The sequence below is a fragment of the Billgrantia saliphila genome, assembly GCF_002930105.1.
Taxonomy (GTDB): domain Bacteria; phylum Pseudomonadota; class Gammaproteobacteria; order Pseudomonadales; family Halomonadaceae; genus Halomonas; species Halomonas saliphila.
Map to the genome: position 1 here is coordinate 56,545 of NZ_PJRN01000009.1, position 26,263 is coordinate 82,807.

Consider the following 26,263-nt stretch of genomic DNA (forward strand, 5'->3'; position numbering starts at 1 on the left):
TCGCAAAGCGACCGAGGAGCGAATATGCGCAGCGTTTCAGCGGTTGGATACCCCTTTTTACCGAGCCTGCTTCTCGCGCCATGGCTGGCGCTGCTGTTGGTCGGCTGTGTCGCCACGTCGCCCAGCGAGGCGCGTTTCGCCGAGCTGGCGCCGCTTAACGTGAGCGAAACCGAGATCCACGGTGTCAACGGCACCCAACTGCTCGACATTGAGGACATACCGGAGACTCTGCGCGTCGACAGCTCGACCGAGTTCGGCGCCGCGGAGGCTTTTTCCGCCGCTTCGCTCTCCCCCGACGGACGCTGGCTGGTGCTGGCCACGACAGGAGCTGCACATGGTGCCGGTTGGTTGGTACCGGCCGGCGAACGCGAACCCTGGCCCGCCGCCTTTCAATATGGCGGTGAGGTTGCGCCGGGCCCGTGGAGCGAAAACGGGCGTTACGCCACCTTCGTGCTGGAGGGGCCGGCCCCGACCCGCACGCTGGTGGTGATCGACAGCCGTGCGTTGGGCAAGACGGTCAACGACAACGCCCGGCCGGTGCGCATCCCTGCCCACACCGAGCGACTACCGGCCGGAACCGAGTATCGTGTTCTCGAATGGCATGACGACACGCTGCACTTCGAGGTCGAGGGACAACGCTATCGCTATAAGCCCGCCACCGGTGGGGTGCGCAGGAATGACGCTCCGCCCCGCTAGGCCAACTAGGCACCGAATCTGTCAAACTAATGTCTGTCACCTAAGTAAGCCGAAGAGAAAGGAAGCCAAATGAGCGAGACCCGTAAGCCTTGGGCCGAACCCATGCCCGAAGAGCAATTTACCCTGATGCGACGCATTCTGGACGCTCCCAGCCCCGTCGGGCTCGAGGGAGCGATGACCTATGGCGTGCTCAAGCCTCACTTCGAGAGCTTCGCCCCGGAGGGCTGGCACATGCACCAGTACAAGGGGCATGCCGGCGTGGTATGGGATACCCACCCGGGTCGGGACGAACTGTTCAAGGTGATGATCATCGGCCACGCCGACAAGATCCGCATGCAGGTTCGCAGCATCGGCGACGATGGCAAGGTCTGGATCAACACCGACGCCTTCCTGCCCAACGTGCTGGTCGGCCACGAGGTCAAGCTGTTCAGCGAGGACCCCGAGGCTCCCGGCCGCTACCGCATCATCCAGGGGGGCACCGTGGAGGCGCTGGGCGCCATCCATTTCTCCGACGCGGCCCAGCGCGAAGGCAGCAAGGGCATCAAGAAGGAGCAGATCTATCTCGACCTGCAGATCCACGGTGAGAACAAGAAGCAGCAGGTGCTGAATCTCGGTGTGCGCCCCGGCGACTCGATCATCTTCGATCGACCCATTCGCCACGGCTTCAGCCCCGACACCTTCTACGGTGCCTACCTGGACAATGGTCTGGGCTGCTTCGTCACCGCCGAAGTCGCCAGGCTGATCGCCGAGGCCGGCGGCACCGAGAAGGTGCGGGTGCTATTCGCCATCGCCAGCTACGAGGAGATCGGCCGCTTCGGCAGCCGCGTGCTGGCCGGCGAGCTCGAGCCCGACGTGGTGATCGGCGTGGACGTGAACCACGACTATGTGGCCGCGCCCGGCATCGGCGACCGGCGCATGCAGCCGCTGCAGATGGGCAAGGGCTTCACCATGTCGGTGGGGGCGATCGCCAGCGAGCAGCTCAACCGTATTATCGAGAGCACGGCCCGGGCGCATGACATTCCGATGCAGCGCGATATCGTCGGCGCCGACACCGGTACCGACGGCATGGCCGGCGTGCTCGCCGCGGTAGACTGTGCGGCGACCTCCATTGGGTTCCCCATTCGCAACATGCACACCATCTCGGAAACCGGCAACACCCAGGACGTGCTGGCCGCCATTCACGTACTGACCCGCACCCTCCAGGCGCTGGATGCGCTTCCGGACCCTCACCGCGAATTCCTCGACAACCACCCGCGGCTCGACCAGGCCGAGCGTCTCGTTCACCAAGGTTCGGCAAAGCCCGAGGAAGAGAAGGGCAGTGACGAGGAGGCGGCAGGTGAGCGGTGAACCGAAAGGCGGCTGGCGGCAGCGCCTCGCGCCCCGCGTCGTGGCGACACGGCTCGCCATGGTGTGGCTGCTGCTGGCCAGTCCGCTGCTGCTGGCCCACTCTCATGTCGTCGCCACGCAGCCGGCCGATGGCGAAGTGCTGCAACAGGCGCCGTCGAGTATCGCCTTCGAACTCGATGCACCGCTGCGTCTCACCCGGTTCGCGCTATCCGGTCCACAGGGGGAAGTTCCGCTGACGGAGAATCCGGTGGGTGGCATGGCGAAACGACATGAAGGAGAGCCTGCTCAAGCGCTGCCTCCGGGCGACTACCGGGTCGAATGGCGTGGTATCGCCGAGGACGGCCACACCATGTCGGGTGACTATCGCTTCTCGATCCGCGAATAGCGATGGAGGCTCTGACGCTTGTCGGCCTGGAGCCGTGGGCGGTCGGCCGCATTCTTTGCCTGGCGGGCTTCTATGCGAGCGCACTGTTGGCGGTGGGTGGCGTGATGTTCCGCTTCGCCTTTCCCGCGCTGCCCATCGGCGAAACCGTCGTCTTGGAGCGGGGCGTCCTGATGGCGGCCGGAGTCGGCATCGGTATGCTGCTCCTACTGTGGCTGCTGCAGGCCGGCTATCTGGGTGGCGGTTCGCTCACGGCGGCCTTCGATCCGGTGTTGTTGGGCATCGTCGGAGAGAGTGCCCAGGGGGAGCGCTTGCGCCTGGCCCTTGCGGGGCTGTTGCTATTAGCCGCCATGCGGCTCAAGGGACGCTTGCGGTCCGCAAGCCATGCGCTGAGTGGGGTGGCGGTCGTTCTGGTGCTGCTGGCCTTTGCTCGAGTGGGACACACGCGCGGTGATGCCGGTCAAGGCTTCCTGCTCATCGCGCACTTGGCGATGGCCGCCTTCTGGATGGCGGCGCTGCCACCGCTCTACCGGCTGTTGCGCCAAGACATTCCGGACGATTCGCCGCTGAGTCAGCTGCGGCGCTTCAGCCGCTTCGGAGGCGGCATGATCGCGCTGCTGCTGTCGACGGGCATAGCCTTGGCCGTCTGGCTGCTGGGGGGGAAGGTCGCGGCACTCTGGCAATTCGCCTATGGACAGGTGCTCGTGCTGAAACTGGCGCTGGTCGGGGCACTGGTGGGGCTCGGCGCCTGCAACCGCTGGTGGCTGGTTCCCGGCCTGGCACGTGGCGAGCGCCATGCCCGGCGTCGCCTGCGCCAGAGCATCGTCGGAGAGATCGTACTCATGGCGCTGATCCTGCTCGTCGCGGCATGGCTGATGAACACCTCCGCGCCGATGGGGTAGGTATTGGCGTTCGGATGGTTGGCCATTGGGCTGACATCGTCCTCATCACGATGTGCTCACATGATCCCAAGGAGTCGCTTTCATGCCTCGTTACATGCGCTTTTCAATGGCCATGCCCTTTCCACTGGCCATGCTTTTTCTGACTGCCCCCGTGCCGGCCATGGAATCGGGACACGCTCACGCGCCCTATGCGGAAATGCAGACACGCGAGGTCAAGACGCTTTCGGAGGCGGATATCGAGGAGCTGCGCCGCGGTGGCGGTTGGGGGCTTGCCCTCCCGGCTGAGCTCAATGGCGTACCGGGGCCGGCGCACCTGCTCGAATTGCAGGAGGAAATTCCGCTGAAAGCGGAGCAGGTCGAAACCCTCCAAGCGCTGCATCAGCGAATGCGCGAGGAGGCGATACCCGCCGGCGAGCGCTTGATCGAGGCCGAGCGCGCCCTTGAACAGCTCTTCCTCGAGCGCCAGGTCGACGAAGCCGAGCTGCGCGCGCGGCTAGCACAGGCGGAGGCCGCTCGCACGGAGCTCCGCTTCGTTCATCTCTCGCGCCATCTGGATACCCTGACGCTGCTCAGCGATGCGCAGATAGAACGCTACAACGCGCTGCGAGGCTACACATCGCGTGAAGACAGCGAAGCGGATCCCTGCGATCACGTGCCTGCAGGCCATAGCCCCGAGCACTATCGGAAAACGATGGGTTGTGAATGAAGCGAGAAGACGGGAGGCGTCGGCGATGACTTCATCCAACACCCCTCTGGCAACCCGGGCGCGCCGAATCCTCGAAACGGTGCCCGAGGCCGCTTTGCCGATGACCTATCAGCAGCTCGCCGAGGCGCTCGGGTTCACGCCCCCGCGCACCATTCAGCGCACGGCGCAGGCGCTCGAGCAGCTCATGCGCGAGGACGCCGCGCAGGGCCGGCCCTTCATCGCCGCGCTGGTCGTCAGCCGCCGGGGCGAGAACCTGCCCAACCGCGGCTTCTTCGACCTGGCCGTGGCGCTCGGTCGTCTGCCGGCCGATTCGGCGCGGCATGTCGAGGCCTATCGGGAGGAGTACCGGCGGGCCTTGGTGGAACGAGGTAGCATTGGCCGAGCGTAGCGAGAGGCGATTAACGGTCAAGCTCGACGACCTCGGGCTCCTGCTCTGCCGCCAGCGCGCTGCGCCGGCCCGGGCGGTGGGGGGCGCCATTGTGCGCGCGTGGCACCCTACCTGATGAAGTCGCTTTCGGTGATCGCTACTGCGGCCATGTTCATGGTCGGCGGCGGCATTCTGGCCCATGGACTGCCTGCCGTGTACCACGGGGTCGAGGTCCTGACCCACGTCGCGGCCGACCTGCCCAGTGTCGGCACGATCCTCGGGCCGCTCAGCGAGACGGCGCTGGATGCCGCCTTGGGCACCCTGGTGGGGGCCGTGATACTGGCGGTAGTGAGTGGTGTGGGAGCGCTCAGGCGGCGAGCCGCTTCCTGAAGCAACATACGGTTACTCCCCGCGGATTGTATTCCTGCCGGCTCGGGCTAGGGTCTTAGTGAGAAGTCATCGCAACCGCACGACAGGGAGGTGCTGCAATGCCATCCGATCAAGCTTTCGATCCCACTCGCCGGCAGATCGTCGGTAGCCTGGCCTCGGGAGTGGCCGCCGCGGCGGTGGCCGGGCCGGCGCTTGGCCAGCAGTCGTCCCAGTCCACTTCACAGGCTGTAGGGGAGGGCGCCGCAGCCGGCGCCGGGGATGGTTCCCTGCTACAGAAGCAGGACCCCACCGAGCAGTATCCCAAGCCGCCGTTTCCCGAGCAGCCGCAGGAGTGGCCGGGGCTGGCCAGCGAGATGGAGCCGCGCCCAGACCACGGCGAAGAGAGCTATCGTGGCAGCGGCCGGTTGACGGGGCGCAAGGCACTGATCACCGGCGGCGATTCGGGCATTGGCCGGGCCGCGGCGATCGCTTATGCCCGAGAGGGTGCCGACGTGGCGATCAACTATCTGGAAGCGGAGGAGTCGGATGCCCGCGAAGTGATCGAGCTGATCGAGGCGGAGGGACGCACGGCCGTGGCCATTCCCGGCGACATCCGCGAAGAGTCCTTCTGTCGCGAGCTGGTCGAATCGGCGGTGGAGCAGCTCGGGGGGCTCGACATCCTGGTCAACAATGCCGCCCGTCAGCAGTGGAAGTCCTCGATCACGGACATCAGCACCGAGGACTTCGACGCCACCATGAAGACCAACCTCTACGCCATGCTGTGGATCACCCAGGCCGCCATGCCGCATCTCGAGGCGGGTGCCTCGATCATCAACACCGCCTCGGTGGTGGCCTATGACCCACCCGAAATTCTGCTCGACTACTCGATGACCAAGGCGGCAATCGTCAACTTCACCAAATGCCTGGCCAAGCAGGTCGCCGAGCAGGGTATCCGGGTGAACGCCGTTGCCCCCGGTCCGTTCTGGACCCCACTCCAGCCGAGCGGCGGCCAGCCCCAGGAAAACGTGACCACCTTCGGTGAAGAAACGCCGATGGGGCGCCCCGGCCAGCCGGTGGAACTCTCGGGCCTCTATGTGCTGCTCGCCTCGCAGGAGTCCAGCTATGCTACTGGCCACGTCTATAGCGCCACGGGCGGCAGGGGCGGCCCGTAACGAGGTGACCCATGACAGCGTCTCCTAACGACCCGAATCACGATCCGAAAGGCCGCATCTCGCTGCACTCGCATGACCGGCGAGTGCAGGTCCGGGTCGGCGACGTACTGCTCGCCGACACCCGCAACGCCATCGAGCTGCGCGAAACCGGCTATCCTCCCCGGCTGTACCTGCCGCGGGAGGATGTGGCCATGGAGCGTCTCGAGCGCACCGATACCGTCACGCACTGCCCTTTTAAGGGCGACGCCAGCTATTTCGCCGTCGACCACGACGGCAAAACCCTTCCCGATGCCGCCTGGAGCTACGAAGCGCCCTTCGAAGCCGTGGCGGCGATAGCGGGGAGGCTTGCCTTCGATACGGATAAAGTCGAGCAGCGGGTGCTGGACTGACGCCGTTCAGGCGCACCGACCGTCACCCTGTCGTTCTCGTACTACGACGCACGAGCGACGCCCATCCTGCTTGCACCGAGCCAGGGCAAGGCAAGGATGAGGGTCGCCTGCTACGCTTTTCCATGACGTACTGCCAGGAGGGCTGAGTCATTGATCAGAACAGGGAGGGATAAGTGAGTGTTACGGACAGGAGCCCGCAGCAGGAGATAAAGCACTCGGCGTCCGTTGAGACGCTGCGGGTCATGACGATCAACGTGCACAAGGGATTCAATGTCTTCAATCGTCGCCATATCCTGCCGGAGCTTCGCGATGCCGTTGCCACTCTGTCCGCCGATCTGGTCTTCCTGCAGGAGGTAATCGGGGAACACAAGAAGCACGCCAACCGCATTCACGACTGGCCGAGCGTACCGCAGTACGAGTACCTTGCCGACACCATGTGGCCGGATTTCGCCTATGGCCGCAACGCGGTGTATCCCGAAGGCGATCACGGCAACGCCGTGCTCTCCCATTACCCGATACTGCAATACGACAACAGGGACGTGTCGATCCATGGCACAGAGAAACGAGGCTTGCTGCACTGCCAGCTGGATGTTCCCGGCCACTCCGGGATGCACGCCATCTGCGTTCATCTTGGGCTGCGCCAAGGACACCGCCTGGAGCAATTGGGGCTGCTGTGCGAACTGCTGGATTCGATCCCGCGCCATGAGCCAGTGATCGTCGCCGGCGACTTCAACGACTGGCAGCTGAAGGCTGACGACGTGCTGATGAGGTGCGGGCTTCACGAAGTATTCGTTCATCATCAGGGCCGTCCGGCCAAGACGTTTCCGGCGCGCTGGCCCCTGCTGCGTCTTGACCGGATCTATGTCCGCAATGCCTCGTTTCGAAACCCCAGAGCGCTCTATCGCAAGCCCTGGTCGCACCTCTCTGATCATGTGCCACTCATCGCAGAGATATGCCTGTGAATTTCCAATGGAAGGAAGGCAACGAAGCCGAGCTGTTGATCAATGGAAGCCAGTATTTTCCCAGCGTGTTCGATGCGATTCGTGCAGCTCGTCGGGAAATCCTGATCGAGACGTTCATCATCTTCAATGATGAGGTAGGGCAGGAGTTGAAGGGGGCTCTCCTCGACGCCGCGGCGAGGCAAGTACGCATTGATGTGACCGTGGACGGCTACGGCACGGCGGATCTGGATAGTGAATATATCGCCGAGCTGGAGGCTGCCGGCGTCAATCTGCATATCTACGATCCCCGGCCGCGCAGGCTCGGTATGCGCACCAATCTGTTTCGCCGCCTGCATCGCAAGATCGTGGTGGTGGACGGAGAGGTGGCCTATATCAGCGGGATCAATTTCGGCTGGGATCACTTGCCCGATAAGTACATCATGGGCAAGCAGGATTATGGCGTGCGCGTGCGCGGCCCGATCGTCGAGGACATCCGGCGTGTGGCCAGGACGCTGCTGCTGGAGCACGAGGCGGTGCAGGAGTTGCCGGAAACCTTGGCATCGTGCCCTCCCGTCGGGGAGTCGAAGATGCGCCTGGTCATACGTGACAACGACCAGCATCCTACCGATATCGAAGATCATTACATCGGAGCGATTCGCTCGGCCAAGTCCCGCCTGGTGATAGCCAACGCCTACTTCTTTCCCGGCTATCGCCTGTGGCACGAGCTGCGCAATGCGGCGCGCCGGGGCGTCGAGGTCATCCTCATCTTGCAGGGGCGCCCTGACATGCCCTGGGCCAGGATGTTCTCGAGTTCGCTGTACAGCTACCTACTGAAGGACGGGATACAGATATTCGAGTACAAGGAGCATCCCCTGCACGCCAAGATTGCCATCGCCGATCATGACTGGTCGACGGTGGGGTCGAGCAATCTCGACCCGCTCAGTCTGTCGTTGAATCTTGAGGCCAATCTGTTCATCCGCGATGCCAGGCTCAACCAGCAGATCCACGATCACCTGATGGCGCTCATCGACAGCAGCTGCCGCATGGTGACGCCCGAAGCCGCCGACAGAGGGCGCTGGTGGCGGGCTCCCCTGATGCTGGTGAGCTTTCACTTCCTGCGCCATTTCCCCCTCAGTGCGGGCTGGCTGCCCGGTCACACCTCAAGGCTCGAACCGTTGACGGCGAAGCCGCGAGAAAAGCAGCGCACGCCGAACTGAGGCCTGAAGGGAACGCCTATGAAAGCCGCCGAGACCGATAGATCCACCCCACGAAAGCTCTGGCTACGCTGGTTGAAACGTGGCGTCACGCTGCTGTTCTTCGTACTGGTCGCGGTGCTGCTGTTCTCGATGGCCCGCAACGTGGACTGGCCCGAAGTCGCCACAACCCTGCGAGGCTACAGTCCTCTGACGCTGGTGGCAGGGGTGGCCATTACCGCGGCCAGTTACATCGCCTTCAGCAGCTACGACCTGCTGGGCAAGCGTTACACGGGGCACGAGCTGCCGGCCAGGCGGGTCCTGCAGCTGGCCTTCGTCTGCTACGCCTTCAACCTGAACCTGGGCGCATGGGTCGGCAGCCTGGCCATGCGCTACCGCCTGTATACCCGCCTGGGGCTTGGGGTCGGCACCGTGACGCGCATACTCAGCATAAGTCTGATCGCCAATTGGCTGGCCTACATGATACTGGCCGGTGCCATTTTCTCCTTCCGGCTGCTCGATCTGCCGCCCTCATGGGAGATCGGCGCCAAGGGCCTGCAGTTCATCGGCTTCGGGCTGCTCGCGATCTCCTTCTGCTATCTGGCCGCCTGCCGCTTCTCCAAGCGCCGCGTATGGCATGTGCGAGGCCACGAGATCATTCTGCCCCCGCTGCGCCTGGCCCTGATGCAGGCGCTCCTGGGCGCGGCCAACTGGTCGCTGATGGCGGCTCTGCTCACCCTGCTGCTGCCCGAGGGCGTGCTTTATCCCACCATTCTCGGCATCCTGCTGATCAGTGCCGTCGCCGGGGTGATCACCCACATTCCCGCCGGCCTGGGGGTGCTGGAAGCTGTCTTCCTCGCCCTGCTCCAGCACCAGGTGGCCAAGAGCGAGATCCTCGCCGCCCTGATCGGCTACCGCGCTATCTACTTCCTGCTCCCCCTGGCGGTGGCCTGCCTGGTGTATCTGGTGTTGGAACGGCGGGGCAGGCAGCGCAAGGCGGCCGAGCAGCAGCCGGATTGAAGCCGAAGAGTGGGCTTGCTGGCCGGGCGGCAATTGACACCTCCGGGGGCTCAAGCCGATAAACATTGCTCCTTGCCTCGCTCACACTGCCAGCAGGGCTGCGATGAAGCAGCTGCAGGTGATCGTCGAAGCGACCGTGCGTACGTGGTTCCACAGTGTCCAGCGCTGCAAATAGCGTTGCCAGACGGCGGCTGCATCGCCGGCTGCCGCGGCGCTGGCCAATGTGTTGTTGAGCGGAACGTTCCAGACCAGCGTGACGCCGAACATGCCGACGACATAGACCAGCCCTCCCGTGAGCATCAGCGCCGCCCCTGGCTCGCTCCAGCGCAACAGGGCGAGGGCAGCTAGCACAGCGCTGGCGAGCGTTGTGCCGAAGAAGAGAGGCATGAACGGCGACCGGAGAATGTGCGTGTTGATCGCGTTCATGGCAATGATGCCGGCTCCCAGCTCGATACGGCCCAGCGCCTTCATGATAAAGCCCGAGAAGGCGAAGTAGAGCCCGGCCATGAGCCCGCAGCCGATGGCGGAAAACCATAGTAGCCACGACAGCATGTGTCATGCCTCCCTTGTGCAGTGGCGTTTCCTGTCAATCCGCAACTGCACCCTGGGGAGTGGCCGTCGGGTCCGCCCAGGCCGGGTCCATCCACACCGATTCCCAGACATGACCGTCGGGGTCCGCCAATGCGCGGCTGTACATGAAGCTATAATCCTGAGAAGGATTGATGTCGGCCATGCCGCCATTGCCACCGGCTGCCTCGCTCATGGCATCCACCGCCGCGCGGCTGTCGCACGACAGGGCCAGCATCACCTCGCTGGAATCGGCCGGCGGAATCGGGCGGTTAGTGAAGGTGCGCCACTTGGCATGGGTCAGCAGCATCACATGGATTGCCTCGCTCCATACCATGCACGCTGCCGTCTCGTCGGTGAAGTGAGGGTTGTTGGTAAAGCCGAGCGACTCGTAGAACGCCATCGATTTTTCGAGATCGGCAACGGGCAGGTTCACGAAGATCATGCGTGACATTCGAAGGGTCTCCACCAGGTTGGTTTATCAGTGATAGTGGGTTGTGCTCTCTTTCGCTAGTCGAACGTGATCTGCCGATTTCGACATGACGCCGGTGCTTTCGGTAAAGACGCCTGTCTGCCTGCGCTGCCATGTCGAATTCGAGCCGGCCGAAACGACAACGAACCATTACGCCACCCAACGGAAGGAGTGTTCCCGTGCGCTATGCCTGCTTCATTTACTATGACCCCAAGGTGCTCTTTGGCGGCAGTCCGGAAGCCAACGCGGTACTCGAGACGTGCTCGAGCTACGACGAGACATTGAAGGCAAGCGGTCATTTCGTCATGGCCGAAGCCTTGGAACTGCCCGAATCGGGACAGACCGTGCGAATGCGACAGGGCGAGGTATTGGCGACAGACGGCCCCTTCATGGAAACCAAGGAGGTGCTGGGTGGCCTCATCCTCATCGAGGCACAGGATCTCGACGAAGCCGCACGAGTGGCGAGCGGACACCCCCTGGCGAGCATTGGCGCCATCGAGGTTCGCCCCGTAGTGGACTTCAGCCAGCCTCGGCCGATTTTGTAAGGGTATTGCCAACAGGTTGCTGAAGACACAGCACAAGCGGTCAGGGCGAGGTGTATGAAGTCGGCTATGCTATGGGCGTGTCGACCGGCGATCAGGGTTTCTGGCGCTGGCCAGTGCTTCCAGCAAGGTTGCCAGCGCCTTCTGTGGCGAGATCTACCACGAAAACGACAATCTCAAAGAGATGAGCATCCTCAAGAACCGACGCCCCGCCTAGGTGGCATGGCTCGCGCCAACGTATCGCTAGCCATGAGAGCTTCTGATAAATTGGAAATAAAGTCATTGCGGCTTAGAACCACGTTGTGAGGTGTTTGTTTATCACTAAATTTACATGGATGAGCCTTTATGGAACCCTTATCAATTGCCATCTTCGCTGGTGCCTTGCTTTTAAATGCGGGCACCCCAGGTCCGAGCATCGCCGCCCTAGTTTCTCGCGTTATCACCAATGGCTGGCGTGATGTTCTTCCCTTTGTCGCAGCAATGTGGATTGGTGAAGTCATCTGGCTGAGCATGGCGTTGGCCGGGCTGACAGCAATGGCACAGACCTTTCAATTGGGCTTCCATATCCTGAAATGGCTTGGCATAGCCTATCTGGGCTGGTTGGCCTTCAAGATGTGGCGTCAGCCAGTTGGAGAAGGTTCCGACAATTTGCCTCGCAGAGCTTCGCCGCTGTCTATGTTTGGTGCAGGTATGGCGCTCACTTTAGGTAATCCCAAGATCATGGTGTTCTACATTGCTCTGCTACCCTCTCTGATCGATCAAGCGGCTGTTGGCTTTTCGGAATGGGCAGTGCTAGTGGTTATTACCATCGCAACTTTGGCGGTTATCGATCTGAGCTGGACGCTTCTCGCCCATAAGGCGCGGCTACTACTGCGAACACCAAATGCCGCCCGTGTCGCCAATCGTCTCGGAGCTATAGCTCTCGGCGGCGCTGCAGTTGCTGTTGCCAATCGGAGTTGACTCCAGTACGTACGATATCGGATGGGCATCTCTCACTAAACCGTGCGATCGGCATGCGCTCAGCGAGGCCGTCGCTCACTGAGTAACCGCATATGACCATTGGACGGTGATGAAATGAGCGTCGAGATCACCTTGGTCGTATTGCTGGCCGCCTTTTTCAATGCAAGTTGGAACGCAATCGTCAAAGTGGGTGGCGACAGAATCGCCGTCATGGCGGTAATCACGCTATTCGGAAGCCTTATTTCTGCGTTCGCTTTACCTTTCGTACCGCTCCCTGATGCTGCTAGTTGGCCTCTTCTGGTCTTGGCCATCTTGATTCATACGGCGTATCACTTCTGTCTGCCCTTGGCCTATCACCATGGCGATTTTGGTCAGGTCTATCCCATCGCTCGCGGATCGGCACCCTTACTCGTTACCCTGGGAGCTGCCGTGTTCGCCGGAGAAGTGCTGAGCTTTCTTCCGCTGCTCGGAGTGCTCTTCCTGGGGAGTGGTGTGATGTCGCTGGCATTCGATACCAGAACGGGTGTCACCAAAAACCCACGGGCTATCCTCCTTGCTCTTGGTACAGGTGTTTTAATCGCCTCCTACACGCTGGTAGGCGGCCTCGGGGCACGGCAGGCGGGTTCAGCGTTAGGCTTTGCGATATGCCTGACGATAGGGAATGGCTTACTGACCTTTCTCATTGCTGTTGCCTGGAAGTACAAGGCGATTAAGGCAATTGCTTGTGGGAATTTATTGCCCGCAGCGCTTGGCGGCGGAATGCAGGTTGGTGCGTACTGGATCGTTATCTGGGCGATGGCTTATGCCCCGCTTGGCATGGTGTCGGCCCTCCGTGAAACCAGCGTGCTATTCGCAGCGCTGATTTCCACTCTTATCTTGAAGGAGGGCTTCGGCGTCTGGCGGTTCGTCTCGTCTGGGCTGATCGCATGCGGTATCGCATTGACGCGCTACAAGCCATAGCGACATAAAACGGTAGGGAATCTCATGCCGAGCACTGCAGCCGAGCATCGCGCCTCAAGCGCAGCATGGTGATCACGTTGGTCAGGAAGATCAGGCTCTCGGCAATGGTGCCGCCGATGGAGCCCGCCAGCACGTTGCTCGCCACCCAGCAGAGTGCCGCCACGGCCAGGGCGATGCGCATGGGAATGCCGCGCAGCATGAACATGCCGTAGGTGCCGAGCAGGCCCGCGGCGAGGGCCGGAATGTCCCGCGGGCCGCTCCACGTCAGGGTGGCCACCGCCAGGGTGGCGATCAGCATGCCCGCCATGATTGTGCGGTTACGCGGGTAACGCCGCACCAGTGCGATGCGTAGCACAATCAGTGCCGAGATGCCGGCGGCCACCCAGCTCTCGAAGAGCGCGAACTGCGCGGCGAAGGCGACATTGGCGAACAGCAGCAGCACGAACAGCCGGTCGTCGCGCTTGCTGGCAAACGCCACGATGCACAGCGCCAGGGCCACCAGGCTGACGGCCTGACCCAGCAGCCACCTCAGTCCGATCTCTTCCATGCGGCTATCCGTTTCGATAAGTGAATGGGGCGGGCAAATGCAATACGTCGATGAATGAAAGATACTAAGCAGGTTAACATTCGACAGGCATTTTTCGAGGCGACATGAACCCCACCATCGAACTGCTGAAATCCCACCGCTCGATTCGCAAATTCACCGACCGCAAGATCCCGCACGAGCTGCTGGTGGAACTGATTCGCGCCGGCCAGGCCGCCGCGACCTCAAGCCACGTCCAGGCCTACACCGTCATCCACGTGAAGGATCCGGCCAACCGCGAGAAGATCGCCGAGCTGGCCGGCGGCCAGTCCTACATCGCGACTGCCTCCGACTTCCTGGTGTTCTGCGCCGACATGAAGCGCCCCACCGAGGCCTCTGAGCGTACCGGCGCCAACGTCGTGCGCGGCATGACCGAGCAGCTGCTGGTGGCCAGCGTCGACACCGCGCTGATGGCCCAGAACGTAGCCACTGCCGCTGAATCCGAAGGGCTCGGCATCTGTTTCATCGGCGGCATTCGCAACAATCCCCAGGCCGTCAGTGACCTGCTGCGGCTGCCGGCGCACGTCTACCCGGTATTCGGCATGTGCCTCGGCTACCCGGCCGTCGATCCGGACGTCAAGCCGCGCCTGCCGGTGGAAGCGATCCTCAAGGAGGATTATTACACCGACGACTGCGAGCTGGTGGCCGCCTTCGACGAGGCCATGCAGAGCTACTATAGCGAGCGCCGTGGCGGCAACAAGGATTCCAATTGGTCACGAAACCTCACGCCGCTCTTCGACAGCAAGCTGCGCGTCCATATGCGCGAGTTCCTGACTAAGCGTGGCTTCGAGATGAAATGAAGAGAGGCGGAGCTTCATCTGCCACGGTACTGCGCAAGGCATCGGCAAAGCGTGCCAAAGCTGGTGACCAGGTATTCGGCTCGGCTGCAACGAAGTACGTATCGACGTGCGCGATGGTTCTTTCCAGTTCCACGTAGTCGATTCCGAAGCGATGCTGATGCGCCTCGACCGTAGCCTTCGGTAGCACCGTGTACCCCATCCCGGCGGAGGCGCATCCGAGCATGGCATCCAGCGTGCCAAACTCGAAGATTCTGGCGGCACTGACGCCATGGAAAGAGAGCAGTAGCTCGATACGCTGCCGATAGCTGCAGCCTTGGCGAAAGGCGAGGAAAGTCGATGCCAAGAGTTCTTCCACCGTGGGCATGGCAGCCATGGGGGCAGGGCCAACCAGCACGAGCTCTTCACTGAACGCCTTCAGAGCATGATAGCGGCGGTGTTCCAATTGGCCTGCGACAAAAGCACAGTCCACCTGCCCCTCCATCAGCCATTCGATCAGGTCCGCTGTCGGTCCCGTCCTCAGTTGGATATTCACTTCCGGATACTCGGCATGGTAGGCGGCGAGGAGGGGAGGAAGGCGCAAGGCGGTAGTTGTTTCCATGGCACCGATGCGCAGCCGGCCGCTGGCATGCGGGCTGCCCTCGAAAAGCGCTAACGCCTCATCGTGAGCATTCAGCATACGCTGCGCATATTCTGTCAGTGCCATGCCGGCGGTCGTTAGGCGAGCCTGACCGGTCCGGTGAACGAGCTGGGCCCCCAGCTCTCCTTCGAGCTTTTTGATGTGAGCCGTCACGTTCGATTGCACAGTGTGGAGGCGCTGAGCAGCTGCAACGAAACTTCCGGTCTCGGCGACGGCCATGAATAAGCGTAGTGATTTGAGCTGCACGATGCATCTCCTGTCGGCTCGGTAATATCACTAAAGCAGATAGAAAACATCACCACAAATCGTTTCTCATCAACAGTTGTTGCCCCTACGCTGTCTGTGTCAAGGCGCTTACGGGGAGCGCCACTTTCGCTGGCGTCAGCGCAATTGCCCATTGCCTTCTATCCGGGACACTTCCTCATGATCAACAGGCAGGATATTCCCGCTCTGCTCACGGGCGTCATGGCCACACTGGCGGGAATCGGTGTCGCGCGCTTTGCCTACACCCCGTTACTGCCGGTGCTGATCCAGGCGCAATGGTTCGACGCCAGTCAGGCGGCTTACCTGGGAGCCGCCAACCTGCTGGGTTATCTGATCGGGGCGCTTTCAGCTCATACCTTGTCGGAGCGATACCCTCCACGAGCGCTGATCGGGGTGTGTTTCGCGTCCATCGCCTTGAGTTTCCTGCTCTGCGCCGGCCCGGCCAGCTTTGCCTGGTTCTTTCTTTGGCGGCTGGTCTCGGGCATTGCCGGTGCCATTCTCATGGTCGTCGGCCCTTCGCTGGCGTTGTACGCCACCCCCGCAGCGCGTCGGACCAGCGTGGGAGCGCTGGTCTTTACGGGGATCGGGCTGGGCGCGCTGCTTTCGGCGTGGGTGGTGCCGCTGCTACTCGAGGTTAGCCTGGCGGCCACCTGGGTCACCCTGGGAGGGCTCGGTGCGTTGGCCGGCATTCTCTGCGACCGGGGGCTCTCCCGCCTGGAGGCGCCGGCGGCTGCAACGAAAAGTGACGCGACATCGGACAGTCGCTCTGTCGGGCTTTCCGTGGCGGTGCTGTTGGTGATTGCAGCTTATGCCCTGGATGCCGTGGGCTTCGTCCCGCATACGGTGTTCTGGGTCGACTACCTGGCCCGGGAGAACGCGTTGGGCCATGCCGCGGCTGCCTTGCAGTGGAGTGTCTTTGGCGTGGGCGCCGTATGCGGTCCGTTGATCGCGGGAGTCCTGGCTCGGCGTCTTGGCTGGCACACCGGCCTGGCGCTGGCGTACCTCGCCAAGGCGGCTGCGGTAGCGCTGCCCTTGCTGTCCCTGGCGTTTCTCAGCCGATCGGTGTCATCGTTCCTCGTCGGTGCCATGATCCCCGGTATCGTCGCGCTGACTTCGGGGCGCCTGGCCGAACTGGTTGGCCCCATCCGGCACAAGAAGCTCTGGGGGCAGGCCACGGCCGCTTTCGCCGCGGCACAGGCCGCCGCCGGGTATGGCATGTCCGCGCTCTACGCTGCCAGCGGCTCGTATACCCCGCTCTTCGCCATCGGCAGCTTCATGCTTGCCGGCGGCTTCATCCTGGTGCTTCTCAGCCGCGGCGGGCAGGAGCGCCACGGCTCAATACCCCTCCACCCCAGGAGAAAGTGATGGAACTCTTCTTGAATACAACCTCTCCCTACGCCCGCATGGCGCGCATCGTCATGATGGAAAAGGGCTTGGCATCGAACGTCACGCTACGCTGGAGCGACCCTTGGGCCAATGATGCCGAACTGCTCGAGGCCAACCCCGCAGGACGCATTCCGGCACTGATCACCGAAGACGGCACCACGCTGGGCGAATCCCTACTCATTGCCTACTTTCTGGAAGGCATTGGGCAGGGCGAATCGCTGCTGCCGGCCACACGCTTGAGCCAGGTGCTGCATCTGGCCGGGCTTGGCCAAGGCCTGATGGACGCCGCTTTCTCCACGGTCATCACAAGAAAGCACATGGGGGCCGAGGTCGACGAAAGCGTGTTGGGGCAACGACGCAAGCATGCCATCCAGCGAATCCTGGAGCGGCTTGCAAGTGAGCTCGACGAAGACAAGGCCAGCGGCAACGTCACCCTCGGTGATATTTCAGTGGCGGTGGCGCTGGATTACGTGGCGTTCCGACTGCCCGAAGTCAACTGGCCACAGGGGCGACCGCAGCTAGACGCCTGGCACCGCCGGATTGCCGGTCGCGAGAGCTTCCGGCAGACGGCATTCGAGTGATTCGTCGGGTTCCGTTGATCCAACGCATGTCAAAGGCGTACGCCCCCGAATCGGGGGCGTGACGGAAACGAGGGATCGAGGTCACATCGTGGCTTCGTTCATATAGCCGGGCAGGAAGGTTGCCAGGCCGGGGAAGGCGATCAGCAACAGCGCCATGAGCGCCATGATCAGAAACATCGGCGCCGCTGCCTTGGCGATGAAGCCGAGGCTGTGGTTGGTCAGGCCCTTCATGACGAAGAGGTTGAAACCGACCGGGGGCGTTATCTGGGCCATCTCCACCATGACCAGGACGAAGATACCGAACCAGAGTAGATCGATGCCGGCTGCGTTGAGCATGGGCGTGACGACGGCCATGGTCAGCACCACCGCCGAGATGCCATCCAGAAAGCAGCCCAGTACGATGTAGACGAACATCAGGGCAAGCAGCAGCATGAAAGGCGTGAGATCCAGGGTGCCCACCCACTCGGCCAGACCGCGCGGAAGCCCCGTAAAGCCCATTGCCAGCGTCAGAAACGAGGCGCCTGCCAGTATCAGGGCAATCATGCAGGAAGTCTTCGCTGCCCCCATCAAGCTCTCCACCAGCGACGAAAAGGTCAGGCTGCGCTGTATGGCGGCGAGCAGCAGTGCACCGACGACCCCGAGAGCGGCGGCTTCCGTCGCGGTAGCGAGGCCGGAGTACATCGAGCCGATCACGGTGATGATCAACAGTGCGACAGGAATCAGCAGGCGCGATTCATAGAGGCGATGTTTCATCGTCATGGCCGGTTCTTTGTCGATGTTGGGCTTCTTCAGGATTCCCCATGCCACCACATACCCCATGAACAGCGCAGCCAGTATCAGGCCGGGGAGTATCCCCGCGATAAAGAGCTTGGGGATGGACTGATTGGTGATCACGCCATAAACGATCATGGTCAGCGAGGGGGGAATCATCAGGCCAAGGGTGGAGGCGCCGGCCAGTGTTCCCACGCTCATGAAGTCGGAATAACCGCGCTTTTTGAGCTCAGGCATGGACATCTTGCCCACGGTGGTCAGCGTGGCGGCGGAAGAACCCGAGACCGCGGCGAACAGGGTGCAGCCGATGACGTTGGTATGCATCAGCCGCCCAGGCAGCCAACTGAGCCAAGGGCTCAATCCGCGGAAGAGGCTTTCGGAAAGCCGCGTACGGTAAAGGATTTCTCCCATCCAGATGAACAGAGGAAGGGCCGTGAGCGTCCAGCTCGTCGAAGACGTCCAAAGCGTGCTGTACATCGAGGCCCCGATGGGGCGGCCCGTGAAGAACGCGATGCACACGATGGCCACCCCGACCAGGGACAGGGCCACCCAGACGCCGGAGCCCAGCAGCAGGAAAAGGATGAGCAGAAGCGCAATGGCCAGTTCGGTGAAATCCATCAAAGACTCCTCACGGGATGGGTTCCGTGGTGGTTGGCGTGTGCGGGACGAAACAACGCGGCCAGAGTGCGCACGAAATGGTCGACGATCGAGATCGTGAAAGCCGTGGAGCCGAGCGCGAGCAGCGATTGGGGTATCCAGAGCGCCATGGCATCTTGCCCTGATGAGACGTCGCCAAACCGATAGGACCAATAGGCCGCATCGAAGGCGTGCCACGTGATGAAGCCGGCGATGCCGCCCGCGACCAGCAGGCACCACAGCTCGCCGATGGGACGAAAGCGCCCGAGCCGTTCCACCAGGAGACCGACGCGGATATGCCCGCCTTCATGAAAGGTATAGGCCGCGGCAAGGAACGTGCTGGCGCCCATCAGATAGCCGGCATAGTTGGTGGCGCCAGGCAGGGTCATGCCGCTCCAGCGCATCACCACCTGGACGACGATCACGACCAGCATGATGAAAATGCATAGCGCGGCGAGATACCCGAAGACGCGATAGAGCGTTTCCAGCCACCTGGCTGCACGGGAAGTGGAGGAATTCATGGGAGCGACCTCTAGTTCAACCAGCTAAGCGGAGTCCCCATTCCGCGGAATGGGGACATGAACCGTGCCGTCATTGCATGGCACGATATTCCTCTACCAGTTGCTGGCCTTGCGGGCCGGCCTTCTCCAGCCACTCCTCCTGCATCGCTTCACCGATGCGGTTGAATTCCGCTTGCAGCTCCTCGTTGGGCTGGTTGATCGCAACGCCCTTGTCGCTCAGTCGGCTCTTGAGTTCATCGGTGAGTTCCTTGGCCTGCTCCTCGCCGCGCTGCTCGGCTTCTGCGGCAATGGCCAGGACTTCCTGCCTCGTTTCCTCGTCGAGAGCTTCCCAGCGGTCCTTGTTGACGAAGACGTGGCTGAGGACGAGCCAGGCCTTGGCATCGTAAAAGTGGGGAAGATAGTCCCACAGCTGGTGGTTGTAGACGGGGTCGCCGGAGGAGATCAGCGATTGCACCATGCCGGTGGCGGCCGCCTGTGAAAGCTCGGCTTCCTCGATCAAGGTAGGCGTCATGCCCATCAGTTCGGCAAAGCGCGCCGTCGCCGTATTATAGGCCCGGAACTTGAGGCCCTCTGCATCCTCGGGCGACTCGATCTCGCGGTCGAAGAAGATGCCCTGCGGGGGCCAGGGAATATGGTAGAGCAGCTGAAGGTTCTGCTCCGCCATCATCTCGTCCAGTGCTGGCTTGGTCACCTCCCAGAGCTGGGCGGACTCTTCGAAAGAATCCGCCAGGAAAGGCACGGAATCGATACCGTAAAGGACGTTCTCGTTCTGGTGGGCGGACAAGACATGAACGCCTATCTGTGCCTGGTCGCGCTGAACGGCGCGCTTGATCTGATCGCCGGGGAACAGCGAACCGCTCGGGTGAACGCGTATGTCCAGTTCGCCATCGGTGGCCTCGCGCACCTGCTCGGCGAACCAGCTGACGTTCTCGGTGATGTAGTTGTCCGAGGGTTGCGGGGAAGGAAGGTCCCAGACGTCGGCGTGGGCCAGGCCGTTGATTGCCAGGGTCAACGAGGTAATGGCGGCGGTCTTGCGCAGTACATGGACCATGCTGTTGGTCTCCTCTTTTCTAGTTGTAGGAAGGGTGGTCGGGTCTTTTCTCTTGTCGTTATTGTCCATCTTTTACCTCTGGTTCACGCTCAATGAAGCCGTTGGCTATCCCAGGCTTCGTGTAGGGTCTTGGGCAGGCTGTGCTTGACGATGCGGTGACTGGGAGTTCGCTCGAACTCATCCACGATGGCGAGATAGCGTGGGCACTGGTAGGAGGCCAGGCGCTCCTTCAGCCACAGGTAAAGCTCACGAGGCTCGATGTCGCGACCGGCCTTCGGCTTCAGGAAGAGCTTGATCTCCTGCTCACCGATGTCGGCGGCGACACCGATCATCGCGCACTCCTCGACGTCGGGGTGCTGCTGGGTGACCGACTCCACCTCCCAGGCCGAGACGTTCTCGCCCCGACAGCGCACGCTATCGGTAATGCGCCCGAGGAAGTAGAGAAAGCCGTCCGCATCGAGCCAGCCGCGGTCGCCGGTATGCAGCACGCCGTTTGCCAGCGTTTTCTCCGTGGCCTCGGCGTTGCGGAAGTAGCCATCGAACAGCACGCCGGGCTGCGTTTCACGGACCACTACCTGGCCCGGCTCGCCTGTCGGTACCGGGCGGCCCCGGTCATCGTGAATGGCGACGTCCAGCCAGGGAACGGCGCGGCCCACCGATCCCGGCTTTCCTTCAGCATTGAAGGTGGTCAGGCTCGAGGCTTCCGTCATCCCGTAGCACTCGCGGATCTCGAAACCGAAGCGCTCCTGCAGGGTCGACCAAATGTCGCTTGGGCAGCCCCCTCCCCAGGCGATACGCACGTTGTGCGCGGTCTCCAACTCGCTGGGCGGCTGCTTCAGCAGGATCTGCAGCACGCCACCCAGGTAGTGGATGTGGGTCGCGCCGCTGGCATTGACCTGCTCCCAGAAGCGACTGGCGCTGAAGCGCTCGGTCAGGCTGAGCCGCACATCGAAGAACAGCGGCAGCAATAGCATCTGGGCGCCGCCGATGTGATAGAAGGGCTCCCACTGGAAGAAAACGTCGCCCGGCTTGATCGAACAGAGCAGCTCTACGCTCTTCAGGGCGTAGGCCATCATCGCGTGCGTGACGCGTACCCCTTTTGGTTTGCCCGTCGTACCGGAGGTGTACATCAAGGCGTACAGCTCCGACATGGCCGGCGCCGGTGCGTCCAGTCTCTCCTTGCCTTGGAGATGCTCGGCGATCGTGTCTTCCGCGCCTCCCAGCAGCAGCGTCCTGCCCGTGAATGCCGCCCCGCTATCTACGACGACCGGCCACAGGTCGGCATCGGTGAACAGGACTGCGGGATCGCAATGTTCGAGGATGTACTTCAATCCATTGCCGCGCTGGCGAGCATTGACCGGCACCCAGACGATACCGGCCTTGGCCAGAGCGAACAGGATGGCGATGGCCTCGGGGCCGTTGTGCATCATGACTGCGGCACGCTCGCCTGGGCGAATGCCCAACTCCCGGCGAAGGTAGGCGGCGAGTGCCTCGGCCTGACGGTCGAGCTCGCCGAACGTCAGGGGGCGTTGATCGAAGTGTCCGAACAAGCGCTCCGGCTCGCGCGTTGCGATATCGCGCAGCGCAAGAATGAAACTGGGATCGTTGAGGTTGAATATCATAGGTGTCAGATTCCGATTCAACCGTTTCGGCGCTTGAGGAAGAGCTCCATCATGCGTGCCGGCTCGCCCGAGGCGTAGGCCTCGCCCTGGATGCGAACCCCCGCCTCGAGGCAGTCGCGGAAACCGGGCTCGGTGATCTCCTTGAAGCGCTGACGATCCAGGCGCATCGCAACGGGCGGCTTGTCGGCGAGCTCTTCCCCCAGCGCCAGCGCTTCCGGCAGCACCTGGTCGGCAGCGACCAGGCGGTTGATCAAGCCGAGGGCATGCGACTCGTCGGCATTCATCAGGCGGCCGCTCAGGGTCAGGTCGATGGTACGAGCGAGCCCCAGGTGTTCGCGCATGATCCAGGGGCCAGTGGTGCTGGCGATACCCGAGTTGATTTCGGGCTGCCCCATGCGAACGTCGGCGTGAGCGACGCGGAAGTCGCACAGCAGGGCAACCTGGAAGGCCGAACCGGCCGCCACTCCGTTGAGCGCGGCAATGATGGGCTTGGGGCTGCTGCGCAGCTTGCCGTAGAGGGTCTCCCACTCTCCCACCCAGCTCTTGGCCCGTTCGGCGTCGAAGGACCGGGTCTCGTTGAGATCCTGGCCGGCACTGAAGGCTCGCTCGCCCGCTCCGGTCAGCACGATGGCGCCGAGGGAATCGTCATTGCAGAACGTGTCGAGAGCGGCGATGAGCTGCTGACGCATCTCGCTGTGCCAGGCATTGAGGACTTCGGGGCGGTTCAGGGTGATGACGCCGACACGGCCTTGCTTGTTGGTGAGGATGTGTTCGGACATGATTGCCTCTCGGTTGTTTGTGTCTTCGTGATTGCAATGCGATCATGAGTGATCTACATATAATCAATGTAGTTGAATGGCGAGCGTTGTAAAACTTAAAATCGACCCAAGAAACGACTTTTCTTGCGAAAAGATCCGACTGAGAAGAGGTAAGGCTTTGAGCGAAAAAGAAAAAGTGGACCGCTTGATGGTCAAGAGCGTAGTGAAGGCGTTTCGGATCCTAGAGGTCTTCGATGCCGAACACCCGGCGATGAGCGTCAAGCAGCTGGCGGAACGCTGCGATATGGATCGGAGTGCGGCGCAGCGTTTCGTGCACACCTTGACGCAGCTAGGCTACTTGCAGCGCAACGAGGAGACGCAGCTGATCGAGCCCAGCGTGCGCACGCTGGATATCGCCGCGCACTATCTCCATGCGCATCCACTGGTCGACAAGGTACGCCCCTACTTGCTGAACCTGAGCAAGGAGACGGAAGGCTCGGTCAGCCTGACGATCCTGGACGGGCAAGACGTGGTGTATCTCTCCCGCTTGCTGAGCCGCAACATGCTGGATACCGACATCACCATTGGATCGCGCCTGCCGGCGTTCTGCACGGCGCCCGGGCTGGCGATGCTATCGCAGCTGGAAGAGGAAGAGGCGAGGGCGATCCTGGAGCGGACGCAGCGAAAGGCCTACACGCCGAATACCGTGCACGAGGTACCGGCGATCATGGAACGCTTGGCTCGGTTCCGGCGCCAGGGGTATGCCCTTTCGGTGGAGGAGTATTTTCTCTCCGACATCTCGATTGCGGTACCGGTACTGGATAGGCACAACCGGCCGCGAGCGGCGGTCAGCATCTCGATGTCCCGGGTGCGGAGCATGCCCGAGGAGCTGGAGCAGAACCTCTCGGATCTGCTGATCGCCACGGCACGTCAATTGTCGCGGTTGTAGCGACTTCGACGCCGTTTTCTTTCACGGGCGATGGCGCAGCCGGACGGTACTCCATGAGGTTGCCGATGACCAGCACAGGCCGCTACGGCAAGAGCGATGCCCAGCGCGATCAGTGCCGAGATGGCTGCCATTAACCAGCTAATAACAGTGTCAACTGCGCAGAGCTTAGTACGGCAATATCCCTTGAACGCCAAATGACCAATAGCAGTATCTCTGTAAGAAATGGCTTACATAGGGGTGAGAGAAACTCTATTCCTCAGCATTATTCGTTCTGCTACCTTCCCGCACGCAACATGACAAGCTACAAGGCTCGCCCCGCCAAGTAGCTCTACAAAGAAGTGGTCCGAGAACCACTTATTAAAAAAGTGGCTGAAGTCGCTTGGAATCAACGAAGGGAACTGAAATGAAATTGCTCAAAACCACAGCTGCCGTGGCTGTACTGGCGCTGATGACAGGGTGTGCCTCGGTCAACATGGCTCCACAGCAAGAGTCATCTCAAGCCAAGCAATTCGAAGCTCCGCCCGAAGGCATGGCGGGTGTGTATATCTTTCGCAAGAAGGCTCCTTTCGGAGCGGCCTTGAAGAAGGATATCTGGATTGATGACGAGTGCGTCGGTGAAAGTGCACGTGGGGTTTTCTTTTACCAGCCGGTAGAAGGCGACCAGCAGCATGAGATCGCCACCGAATCCGAATTTTCTCCCAATACCATGAATCTTTTTGCCGAGGCGGGAAACAACTACTTCATCGAGCAATACATCAAGATGGGTGCCTTCGTCGGTGGCGCCAATCTGCGTCTCGTCGATGAAGAAGTAGGTATGGAAGAAGTGAGCAAGCTGGATATGGCACATTCGGGAACGTGTAGCCAATAATCCGCAATCGGCGCCGTCTTTCGACGGCGCCTTGGTCAACCGATCGTCGAGCCTGGCCTGGGCACAGCCTCGGCCTCTGTCTCAATCCCTACTGCGCCGCAGCCCTTCGATCTCTTCCATGTGTTTTCCGCAATAATGTCCAAGCCACGGACCGGTTGTCAGGCCTAAGCTATGCCTGAGTGACGTTCAGGAGGGATGGTGCGGTGAAACAGACAAGTCGCTTCGACTACTCCAAGAGTCGGCATATTCCCGAGCTGACGGTCCTTCAGGCAACGTTCAGCGATTTCAGTTACGACCGCCACGCCCACGAGGAGTATGCCTTCGGCGTGACCCTCACCGGACGGCAGGACTTCTTCAGCGGCGGGCAGTTTCACCGCAGCCCTCCCGGCAACGTCATCCAGTTCAATCCCGAGCAGGTGCACGATGGTCACCCGGGCGACGACAGTGCGCTGGGGTATGTCATGGTCTACGTGCCTTCCGCCCAGCTCGAGACGCTATTTGCCGATGCGGCGGGATGTGAGCGTGCCGGCCGGTTCCGAGCCAGTGAAACGCTCATGGCGGACCCCCAACTGCGCGGCGCCATCCTGGATCTGTCTCGCCTGGTGAGCGATCAGGTGGGCTCTCGCATCGAGCAGGAGCATGCCCTCTACCAGATAGCGTCACGTCTCGTGCAGCGTGCCGGCAAGTTCCAGCCTGGCGGCACGACGAGCCGGCCCGATGCGCTGCTGCAGCGCGCCAAGGAGTACATCCTTGCGCACCTGGAGGAAGATCTCTCGCTGGACGACATCAGTCAGGCCGCCCATCTCTCGAAATACCACTTCCTGCGCCTGTTCCGGCAGCAGTTCGGCATCACGCCGCACCAGTACGTATTGAGCTGCCGGGCCAATGCCGCGCGCAACGCCCTGGAGGCCGGCGTGGCACCCAACGAAGTGGCCTTCCGCTACAGCTTTAGCGACCTCAGCCACTTCAACCGGCGCTTCAAGCGCATCTACGGCAAGACGCCATTCCAGTACCAGCGCAGCGTCATTGCTCGGCACTGAACGACCGCACTGAACGTCTGCACAGAGCGAATGGCGCTCGGCATGCGTAAGTGCTTCCCCACACTTCGTTAGCCCTGACCGAGGTTCCCGCCATGTTGGAGATCGTCGCCTATGCCCTGGGCGTCATGTACACGCCTGGGCCTGTGAATCTGCTCGGCCTGAATGCCGGCCTCAATGGCCAGGCCAGAACTTCTCTCGGCTTTTTCGTCGGCGTGGGGCTGGCCATGCTCACGCTCTTCCTGCTGTTTGGCTGGGCCGGCGCGGCCTGGGTGCGTGGCGACATGCTCGCCATGGTGGGGGCGGTGGGTTGTGGGTACATCCTCTATCTGGCGGTCAAGATCGCCCGCTCGAGCATCGACCTGGGCAAGGTCCGTGAAGTGCCGCGCGTGCTGCAGTTCCGCGATGGCCTGATCATGCAACTGTGCAACCCCAAGGGCATGATCGCGACCCTGCCCATCGCCACGATCCAGTTCCCCGCCGTCGGCATCCACGGCGTGAGCCTGCTGCTCTGGTCGCTCGGGTTGGCCGTGCTGGCCTTCGGCGCCCCCGGCAGTTACGCGCTGATGGGCGCCGTTCTTGGCCAGCGAATCGAGAATCCGAGGCTGCTCAAAGGATTCAGTCTCGCCATGGCTGCACTGCTGGTGTGGGTCGCGATCACCATCGGCTACGAGCACGTGTGGTTGCCGCTGGCGTCGGGCGGGTTTTGAGGCTGCGCGAAGCGTTCAGGCGTTGCTCACGCTGCCGACCATCATCAGCCAAATGATGGCCGCAAAGCAGATCATGCACTAAGACTACAAACGAACCACCGCAA

The 26,263-nt window shown here is 62.0% G+C and carries 31 protein-coding genes; 22 read left to right on the forward strand and 9 right to left on the reverse strand.

Features of this window, described 5'->3' with window-relative positions:
* Window positions 1-24 precede the first annotated feature (24 nt).
* From CYJ07_RS11620 to CYJ07_RS11675, 12 genes are all read left to right on the forward strand, one after another.
* Window positions 25-696, forward strand: a complete 672-nt coding sequence (locus CYJ07_RS11620) for a hypothetical protein (RefSeq protein WP_104203864.1) — start codon at window positions 25-27, stop codon at window positions 694-696.
* A gap of 69 nt (window positions 697-765) precedes the next feature.
* Entirely contained in the window at window positions 766-2,043 is a 1,278-nt protein-coding gene (locus tag CYJ07_RS11625; protein WP_104203865.1) for a M20/M25/M40 family metallo-hydrolase, read from the forward strand.
* Window positions 2,033-2,428 carry a copper resistance CopC family protein gene (locus CYJ07_RS11630; protein ID WP_104203866.1) on the forward strand — a complete coding sequence of 132 codons (396 nt, stop codon included), beginning with the start codon at window positions 2,033-2,035 and terminating at the stop codon, window positions 2,426-2,428. Before CYJ07_RS11625 ends, CYJ07_RS11630 begins: the two co-directional genes overlap by 11 nt.
* Before the next feature lie 2 nt (window positions 2,429-2,430).
* On the forward strand, window positions 2,431-3,327 hold the full coding sequence (locus CYJ07_RS11635) for a CopD family protein (RefSeq protein WP_104203867.1): 897 nt from the start codon (window positions 2,431-2,433) through the stop codon (window positions 3,325-3,327).
* Window positions 3,328-3,409: 82 nt separating this feature from the next.
* On the forward strand, window positions 3,410-4,033 hold the full coding sequence (locus CYJ07_RS11640) for a hypothetical protein (RefSeq protein ID WP_197038339.1): 624 nt from the start codon (window positions 3,410-3,412) through the stop codon (window positions 4,031-4,033).
* A 25-nt stretch (window positions 4,034-4,058) separates the two neighbouring features.
* Complete coding sequence (locus CYJ07_RS11645) at window positions 4,059-4,421, forward strand: hypothetical protein (RefSeq protein ID WP_104203868.1); 363 nt, start codon at window positions 4,059-4,061, stop codon at window positions 4,419-4,421.
* Between the two features lie 99 nt (window positions 4,422-4,520).
* Complete coding sequence (locus tag CYJ07_RS11650) at window positions 4,521-4,790, forward strand: DUF808 family protein (RefSeq protein WP_156085495.1); 270 nt, start codon at window positions 4,521-4,523, stop codon at window positions 4,788-4,790.
* A gap of 98 nt (window positions 4,791-4,888) precedes the next feature.
* Window positions 4,889-5,941 (forward strand): SDR family oxidoreductase, encoded by a 1,053-nt coding sequence (locus tag CYJ07_RS11655; RefSeq protein WP_104203870.1) that lies wholly within the window; start codon window positions 4,889-4,891, stop codon window positions 5,939-5,941.
* Between the two features lie 11 nt (window positions 5,942-5,952).
* Complete coding sequence (locus CYJ07_RS11660; protein ID WP_104203871.1) at window positions 5,953-6,330, forward strand: DUF427 domain-containing protein; 378 nt, start codon at window positions 5,953-5,955, stop codon at window positions 6,328-6,330.
* A gap of 173 nt (window positions 6,331-6,503) precedes the next feature.
* Window positions 6,504-7,292, forward strand: a complete 789-nt coding sequence (locus CYJ07_RS11665; protein ID WP_231489620.1) for an endonuclease/exonuclease/phosphatase family protein — start codon at window positions 6,504-6,506, stop codon at window positions 7,290-7,292.
* Window positions 7,283-8,488: a cardiolipin synthase ClsB gene (gene clsB / locus CYJ07_RS11670; RefSeq protein ID WP_104203873.1), complete on the forward strand. Its 1,206-nt coding sequence runs from the start codon at window positions 7,283-7,285 to the stop codon at window positions 8,486-8,488. The genes CYJ07_RS11665 and clsB overlap by 10 nt, the downstream gene beginning before the upstream one ends.
* Window positions 8,489-8,506: 18 nt before the next feature.
* Window positions 8,507-9,484 carry a lysylphosphatidylglycerol synthase domain-containing protein gene (locus tag CYJ07_RS11675; RefSeq protein WP_104203874.1) on the forward strand — a complete coding sequence of 326 codons (978 nt, stop codon included), beginning with the start codon at window positions 8,507-8,509 and terminating at the stop codon, window positions 9,482-9,484.
* A gap of 81 nt (window positions 9,485-9,565) precedes the next feature.
* Here the strand turns inward: CYJ07_RS11675 and CYJ07_RS11680 are convergent, their stop codons facing one another.
* Together CYJ07_RS11680 and CYJ07_RS11685 are read right to left on the reverse strand one after the other, a co-directional pair.
* Window positions 9,566-10,036, reverse strand: a complete 471-nt coding sequence (locus CYJ07_RS11680) for an anthrone oxygenase family protein (protein WP_104203875.1) — start codon at window positions 10,034-10,036, stop codon at window positions 9,566-9,568.
* Between the two features lie 34 nt (window positions 10,037-10,070).
* Window positions 10,071-10,505 (reverse strand): VOC family protein, encoded by a 435-nt coding sequence (locus CYJ07_RS11685; protein WP_104203876.1) that lies wholly within the window; start codon window positions 10,503-10,505, stop codon window positions 10,071-10,073.
* Between the two features lie 197 nt (window positions 10,506-10,702).
* Here CYJ07_RS11685 and CYJ07_RS11690 point away from each other — a divergent pair, with 197 nt between their 5' ends.
* From CYJ07_RS11690 to CYJ07_RS11700, 3 genes are all read left to right on the forward strand, one after another.
* A complete protein-coding gene (locus tag CYJ07_RS11690) occupies window positions 10,703-11,068 on the forward strand; it encodes a YciI family protein (RefSeq protein ID WP_104203877.1) in 366 nt (121 codons plus the stop codon).
* Between the two features lie 342 nt (window positions 11,069-11,410).
* The gene (locus CYJ07_RS11695) at window positions 11,411-12,025 is read left to right on the forward strand and encodes a LysE family translocator (RefSeq protein WP_104203878.1); all 615 of its coding nucleotides are present in this window, start codon (window positions 11,411-11,413) and stop codon (window positions 12,023-12,025) included.
* 114 nt (window positions 12,026-12,139) lie between these two features.
* Complete coding sequence (locus CYJ07_RS11700) at window positions 12,140-12,985, forward strand: EamA family transporter (protein WP_104203879.1); 846 nt, start codon at window positions 12,140-12,142, stop codon at window positions 12,983-12,985.
* 22 nt (window positions 12,986-13,007) lie between these two features.
* Here CYJ07_RS11700 and CYJ07_RS11705 read toward each other — a convergent pair whose 3' ends face one another.
* Complete coding sequence (locus tag CYJ07_RS11705; protein ID WP_104203880.1) at window positions 13,008-13,532, reverse strand: YgjV family protein; 525 nt, start codon at window positions 13,530-13,532, stop codon at window positions 13,008-13,010.
* Between the two features lie 104 nt (window positions 13,533-13,636).
* Here CYJ07_RS11705 and nfsA point away from each other — a divergent pair, with 104 nt between their 5' ends.
* Window positions 13,637-14,368, forward strand: a complete 732-nt coding sequence (gene nfsA / locus CYJ07_RS11710; protein ID WP_104203881.1) for an oxygen-insensitive NADPH nitroreductase — start codon at window positions 13,637-13,639, stop codon at window positions 14,366-14,368.
* Here the strand turns inward: nfsA and CYJ07_RS11715 are convergent.
* Window positions 14,343-15,251, reverse strand: a complete 909-nt coding sequence (locus tag CYJ07_RS11715; RefSeq protein ID WP_104203882.1) for a LysR family transcriptional regulator — start codon at window positions 15,249-15,251, stop codon at window positions 14,343-14,345. The genes nfsA and CYJ07_RS11715 overlap by 26 nt on opposite strands.
* Before the next feature lie 177 nt (window positions 15,252-15,428).
* Here CYJ07_RS11715 and CYJ07_RS11720 point away from each other — a divergent pair, with 177 nt between their 5' ends.
* Complete coding sequence (locus tag CYJ07_RS11720; protein WP_104203883.1) at window positions 15,429-16,634, forward strand: YbfB/YjiJ family MFS transporter; 1,206 nt, start codon at window positions 15,429-15,431, stop codon at window positions 16,632-16,634.
* Window positions 16,634-17,236 (forward strand): glutathione S-transferase N-terminal domain-containing protein, encoded by a 603-nt coding sequence (locus CYJ07_RS11725; protein WP_104203884.1) that lies wholly within the window; start codon window positions 16,634-16,636, stop codon window positions 17,234-17,236. The genes CYJ07_RS11720 and CYJ07_RS11725 overlap by 1 nt, the downstream gene beginning before the upstream one ends.
* A gap of 81 nt (window positions 17,237-17,317) precedes the next feature.
* Here CYJ07_RS11725 and CYJ07_RS11730 read toward each other — a convergent pair whose 3' ends face one another.
* From CYJ07_RS11730 to CYJ07_RS11750, 5 genes are all read right to left on the reverse strand, one after another.
* Entirely contained in the window at window positions 17,318-18,625 is a 1,308-nt protein-coding gene (locus CYJ07_RS11730; RefSeq protein ID WP_104203885.1) for a TRAP transporter large permease, read from the reverse strand.
* Window positions 18,625-19,164, reverse strand: a complete 540-nt coding sequence (locus CYJ07_RS11735) for a TRAP transporter small permease subunit (protein WP_104203886.1) — start codon at window positions 19,162-19,164, stop codon at window positions 18,625-18,627. Before CYJ07_RS11735 ends, CYJ07_RS11730 begins: the two co-directional genes overlap by 1 nt.
* Before the next feature lie 70 nt (window positions 19,165-19,234).
* A complete protein-coding gene (locus tag CYJ07_RS11740; RefSeq protein ID WP_197038341.1) occupies window positions 19,235-20,215 on the reverse strand; it encodes a TRAP transporter substrate-binding protein in 981 nt (326 codons plus the stop codon).
* A gap of 89 nt (window positions 20,216-20,304) precedes the next feature.
* A complete protein-coding gene (locus CYJ07_RS11745) occupies window positions 20,305-21,837 on the reverse strand; it encodes a class I adenylate-forming enzyme family protein (RefSeq protein ID WP_104203888.1) in 1,533 nt (510 codons plus the stop codon).
* Window positions 21,838-21,854: 17 nt separating this feature from the next.
* Window positions 21,855-22,616 (reverse strand): enoyl-CoA hydratase/isomerase family protein, encoded by a 762-nt coding sequence (locus CYJ07_RS11750; protein ID WP_104203889.1) that lies wholly within the window; start codon window positions 22,614-22,616, stop codon window positions 21,855-21,857.
* Between the two features lie 157 nt (window positions 22,617-22,773).
* Between CYJ07_RS11750 and CYJ07_RS11755 the strand changes: the two genes are divergently transcribed.
* From CYJ07_RS11755 to CYJ07_RS11770, 4 genes are all read left to right on the forward strand, one after another.
* Window positions 22,774-23,544, forward strand: coding sequence for an IclR family transcriptional regulator (locus CYJ07_RS11755; RefSeq protein ID WP_197038342.1), 771 nt, complete (start codon window positions 22,774-22,776; stop codon window positions 23,542-23,544).
* A gap of 403 nt (window positions 23,545-23,947) precedes the next feature.
* Window positions 23,948-24,412, forward strand: a complete 465-nt coding sequence (locus CYJ07_RS11760; protein WP_104203891.1) for a DUF2846 domain-containing protein — start codon at window positions 23,948-23,950, stop codon at window positions 24,410-24,412.
* A 203-nt stretch (window positions 24,413-24,615) separates the two neighbouring features.
* Window positions 24,616-25,452 carry an AraC family transcriptional regulator gene (locus CYJ07_RS11765; RefSeq protein ID WP_104203892.1) on the forward strand — a complete coding sequence of 279 codons (837 nt, stop codon included), beginning with the start codon at window positions 24,616-24,618 and terminating at the stop codon, window positions 25,450-25,452.
* A gap of 92 nt (window positions 25,453-25,544) precedes the next feature.
* Window positions 25,545-26,159: a LysE family translocator gene (locus CYJ07_RS11770; RefSeq protein WP_104203893.1), complete on the forward strand. Its 615-nt coding sequence runs from the start codon at window positions 25,545-25,547 to the stop codon at window positions 26,157-26,159.
* Window positions 26,160-26,263 lie beyond the last annotated feature (104 nt).

Bases quoted from the DNA above. Each gene is read 5' to 3' on its own strand.
- clsB (WP_104203873.1), top strand. From the start codon at position 7,283: ATGCCTGTGAATTTCCAATGGAAGGAAGGCAACGAAGCCGAGCTGTTG.
- CYJ07_RS11700 (WP_104203879.1), top strand. From the start codon at position 12,140: ATGAGCGTCGAGATCACCTTGGTCGTATTGCTGGCCGCCTTTTTCAAT.
- CYJ07_RS11705 (WP_104203880.1), bottom strand. From the start codon at position 13,532: ATGGAAGAGATCGGACTGAGGTGGCTGCTGGGTCAGGCCGTCAGCCTG.
- CYJ07_RS11675 (WP_104203874.1), top strand. From the start codon at position 8,507: ATGAAAGCCGCCGAGACCGATAGATCCACCCCACGAAAGCTCTGGCTA.
- CYJ07_RS11645 (WP_104203868.1), top strand. From the start codon at position 4,059: ATGACTTCATCCAACACCCCTCTGGCAACCCGGGCGCGCCGAATCCTC.
- CYJ07_RS11625 (WP_104203865.1), top strand. From the start codon at position 766: ATGAGCGAGACCCGTAAGCCTTGGGCCGAACCCATGCCCGAAGAGCAA.
- CYJ07_RS11720 (WP_104203883.1), top strand. From the start codon at position 15,429: ATGATCAACAGGCAGGATATTCCCGCTCTGCTCACGGGCGTCATGGCC.
- CYJ07_RS11750 (WP_104203889.1), bottom strand. From the start codon at position 22,616: ATGTCCGAACACATCCTCACCAACAAGCAAGGCCGTGTCGGCGTCATC.
- CYJ07_RS11730 (WP_104203885.1), bottom strand. From the start codon at position 18,625: ATGGATTTCACCGAACTGGCCATTGCGCTTCTGCTCATCCTTTTCCTG.
- CYJ07_RS11725 (WP_104203884.1), top strand. From the start codon at position 16,634: ATGGAACTCTTCTTGAATACAACCTCTCCCTACGCCCGCATGGCGCGC.
- CYJ07_RS11695 (WP_104203878.1), top strand. From the start codon at position 11,411: ATGGAACCCTTATCAATTGCCATCTTCGCTGGTGCCTTGCTTTTAAAT.
- CYJ07_RS11680 (WP_104203875.1), bottom strand. From the start codon at position 10,036: ATGCTGTCGTGGCTACTATGGTTTTCCGCCATCGGCTGCGGGCTCATG.
- CYJ07_RS11620 (WP_104203864.1), top strand. From the start codon at position 25: ATGCGCAGCGTTTCAGCGGTTGGATACCCCTTTTTACCGAGCCTGCTT.
- nfsA (WP_104203881.1), top strand. From the start codon at position 13,637: ATGAACCCCACCATCGAACTGCTGAAATCCCACCGCTCGATTCGCAAA.
- CYJ07_RS11655 (WP_104203870.1), top strand. From the start codon at position 4,889: ATGCCATCCGATCAAGCTTTCGATCCCACTCGCCGGCAGATCGTCGGT.
- CYJ07_RS11660 (WP_104203871.1), top strand. From the start codon at position 5,953: ATGACAGCGTCTCCTAACGACCCGAATCACGATCCGAAAGGCCGCATC.
- CYJ07_RS11640 (WP_197038339.1), top strand. From the start codon at position 3,410: ATGCCTCGTTACATGCGCTTTTCAATGGCCATGCCCTTTCCACTGGCC.
- CYJ07_RS11685 (WP_104203876.1), bottom strand. From the start codon at position 10,505: ATGTCACGCATGATCTTCGTGAACCTGCCCGTTGCCGATCTCGAAAAA.
- CYJ07_RS11745 (WP_104203888.1), bottom strand. From the start codon at position 21,837: ATGATATTCAACCTCAACGATCCCAGTTTCATTCTTGCGCTGCGCGAT.
- CYJ07_RS11770 (WP_104203893.1), top strand. From the start codon at position 25,545: ATGTTGGAGATCGTCGCCTATGCCCTGGGCGTCATGTACACGCCTGGG.
- CYJ07_RS11635 (WP_104203867.1), top strand. From the start codon at position 2,431: ATGGAGGCTCTGACGCTTGTCGGCCTGGAGCCGTGGGCGGTCGGCCGC.
- CYJ07_RS11760 (WP_104203891.1), top strand. From the start codon at position 23,948: ATGAAATTGCTCAAAACCACAGCTGCCGTGGCTGTACTGGCGCTGATG.
- CYJ07_RS11735 (WP_104203886.1), bottom strand. From the start codon at position 19,164: ATGAATTCCTCCACTTCCCGTGCAGCCAGGTGGCTGGAAACGCTCTAT.
- CYJ07_RS11740 (WP_197038341.1), bottom strand. From the start codon at position 20,215: ATGGTCCATGTACTGCGCAAGACCGCCGCCATTACCTCGTTGACCCTG.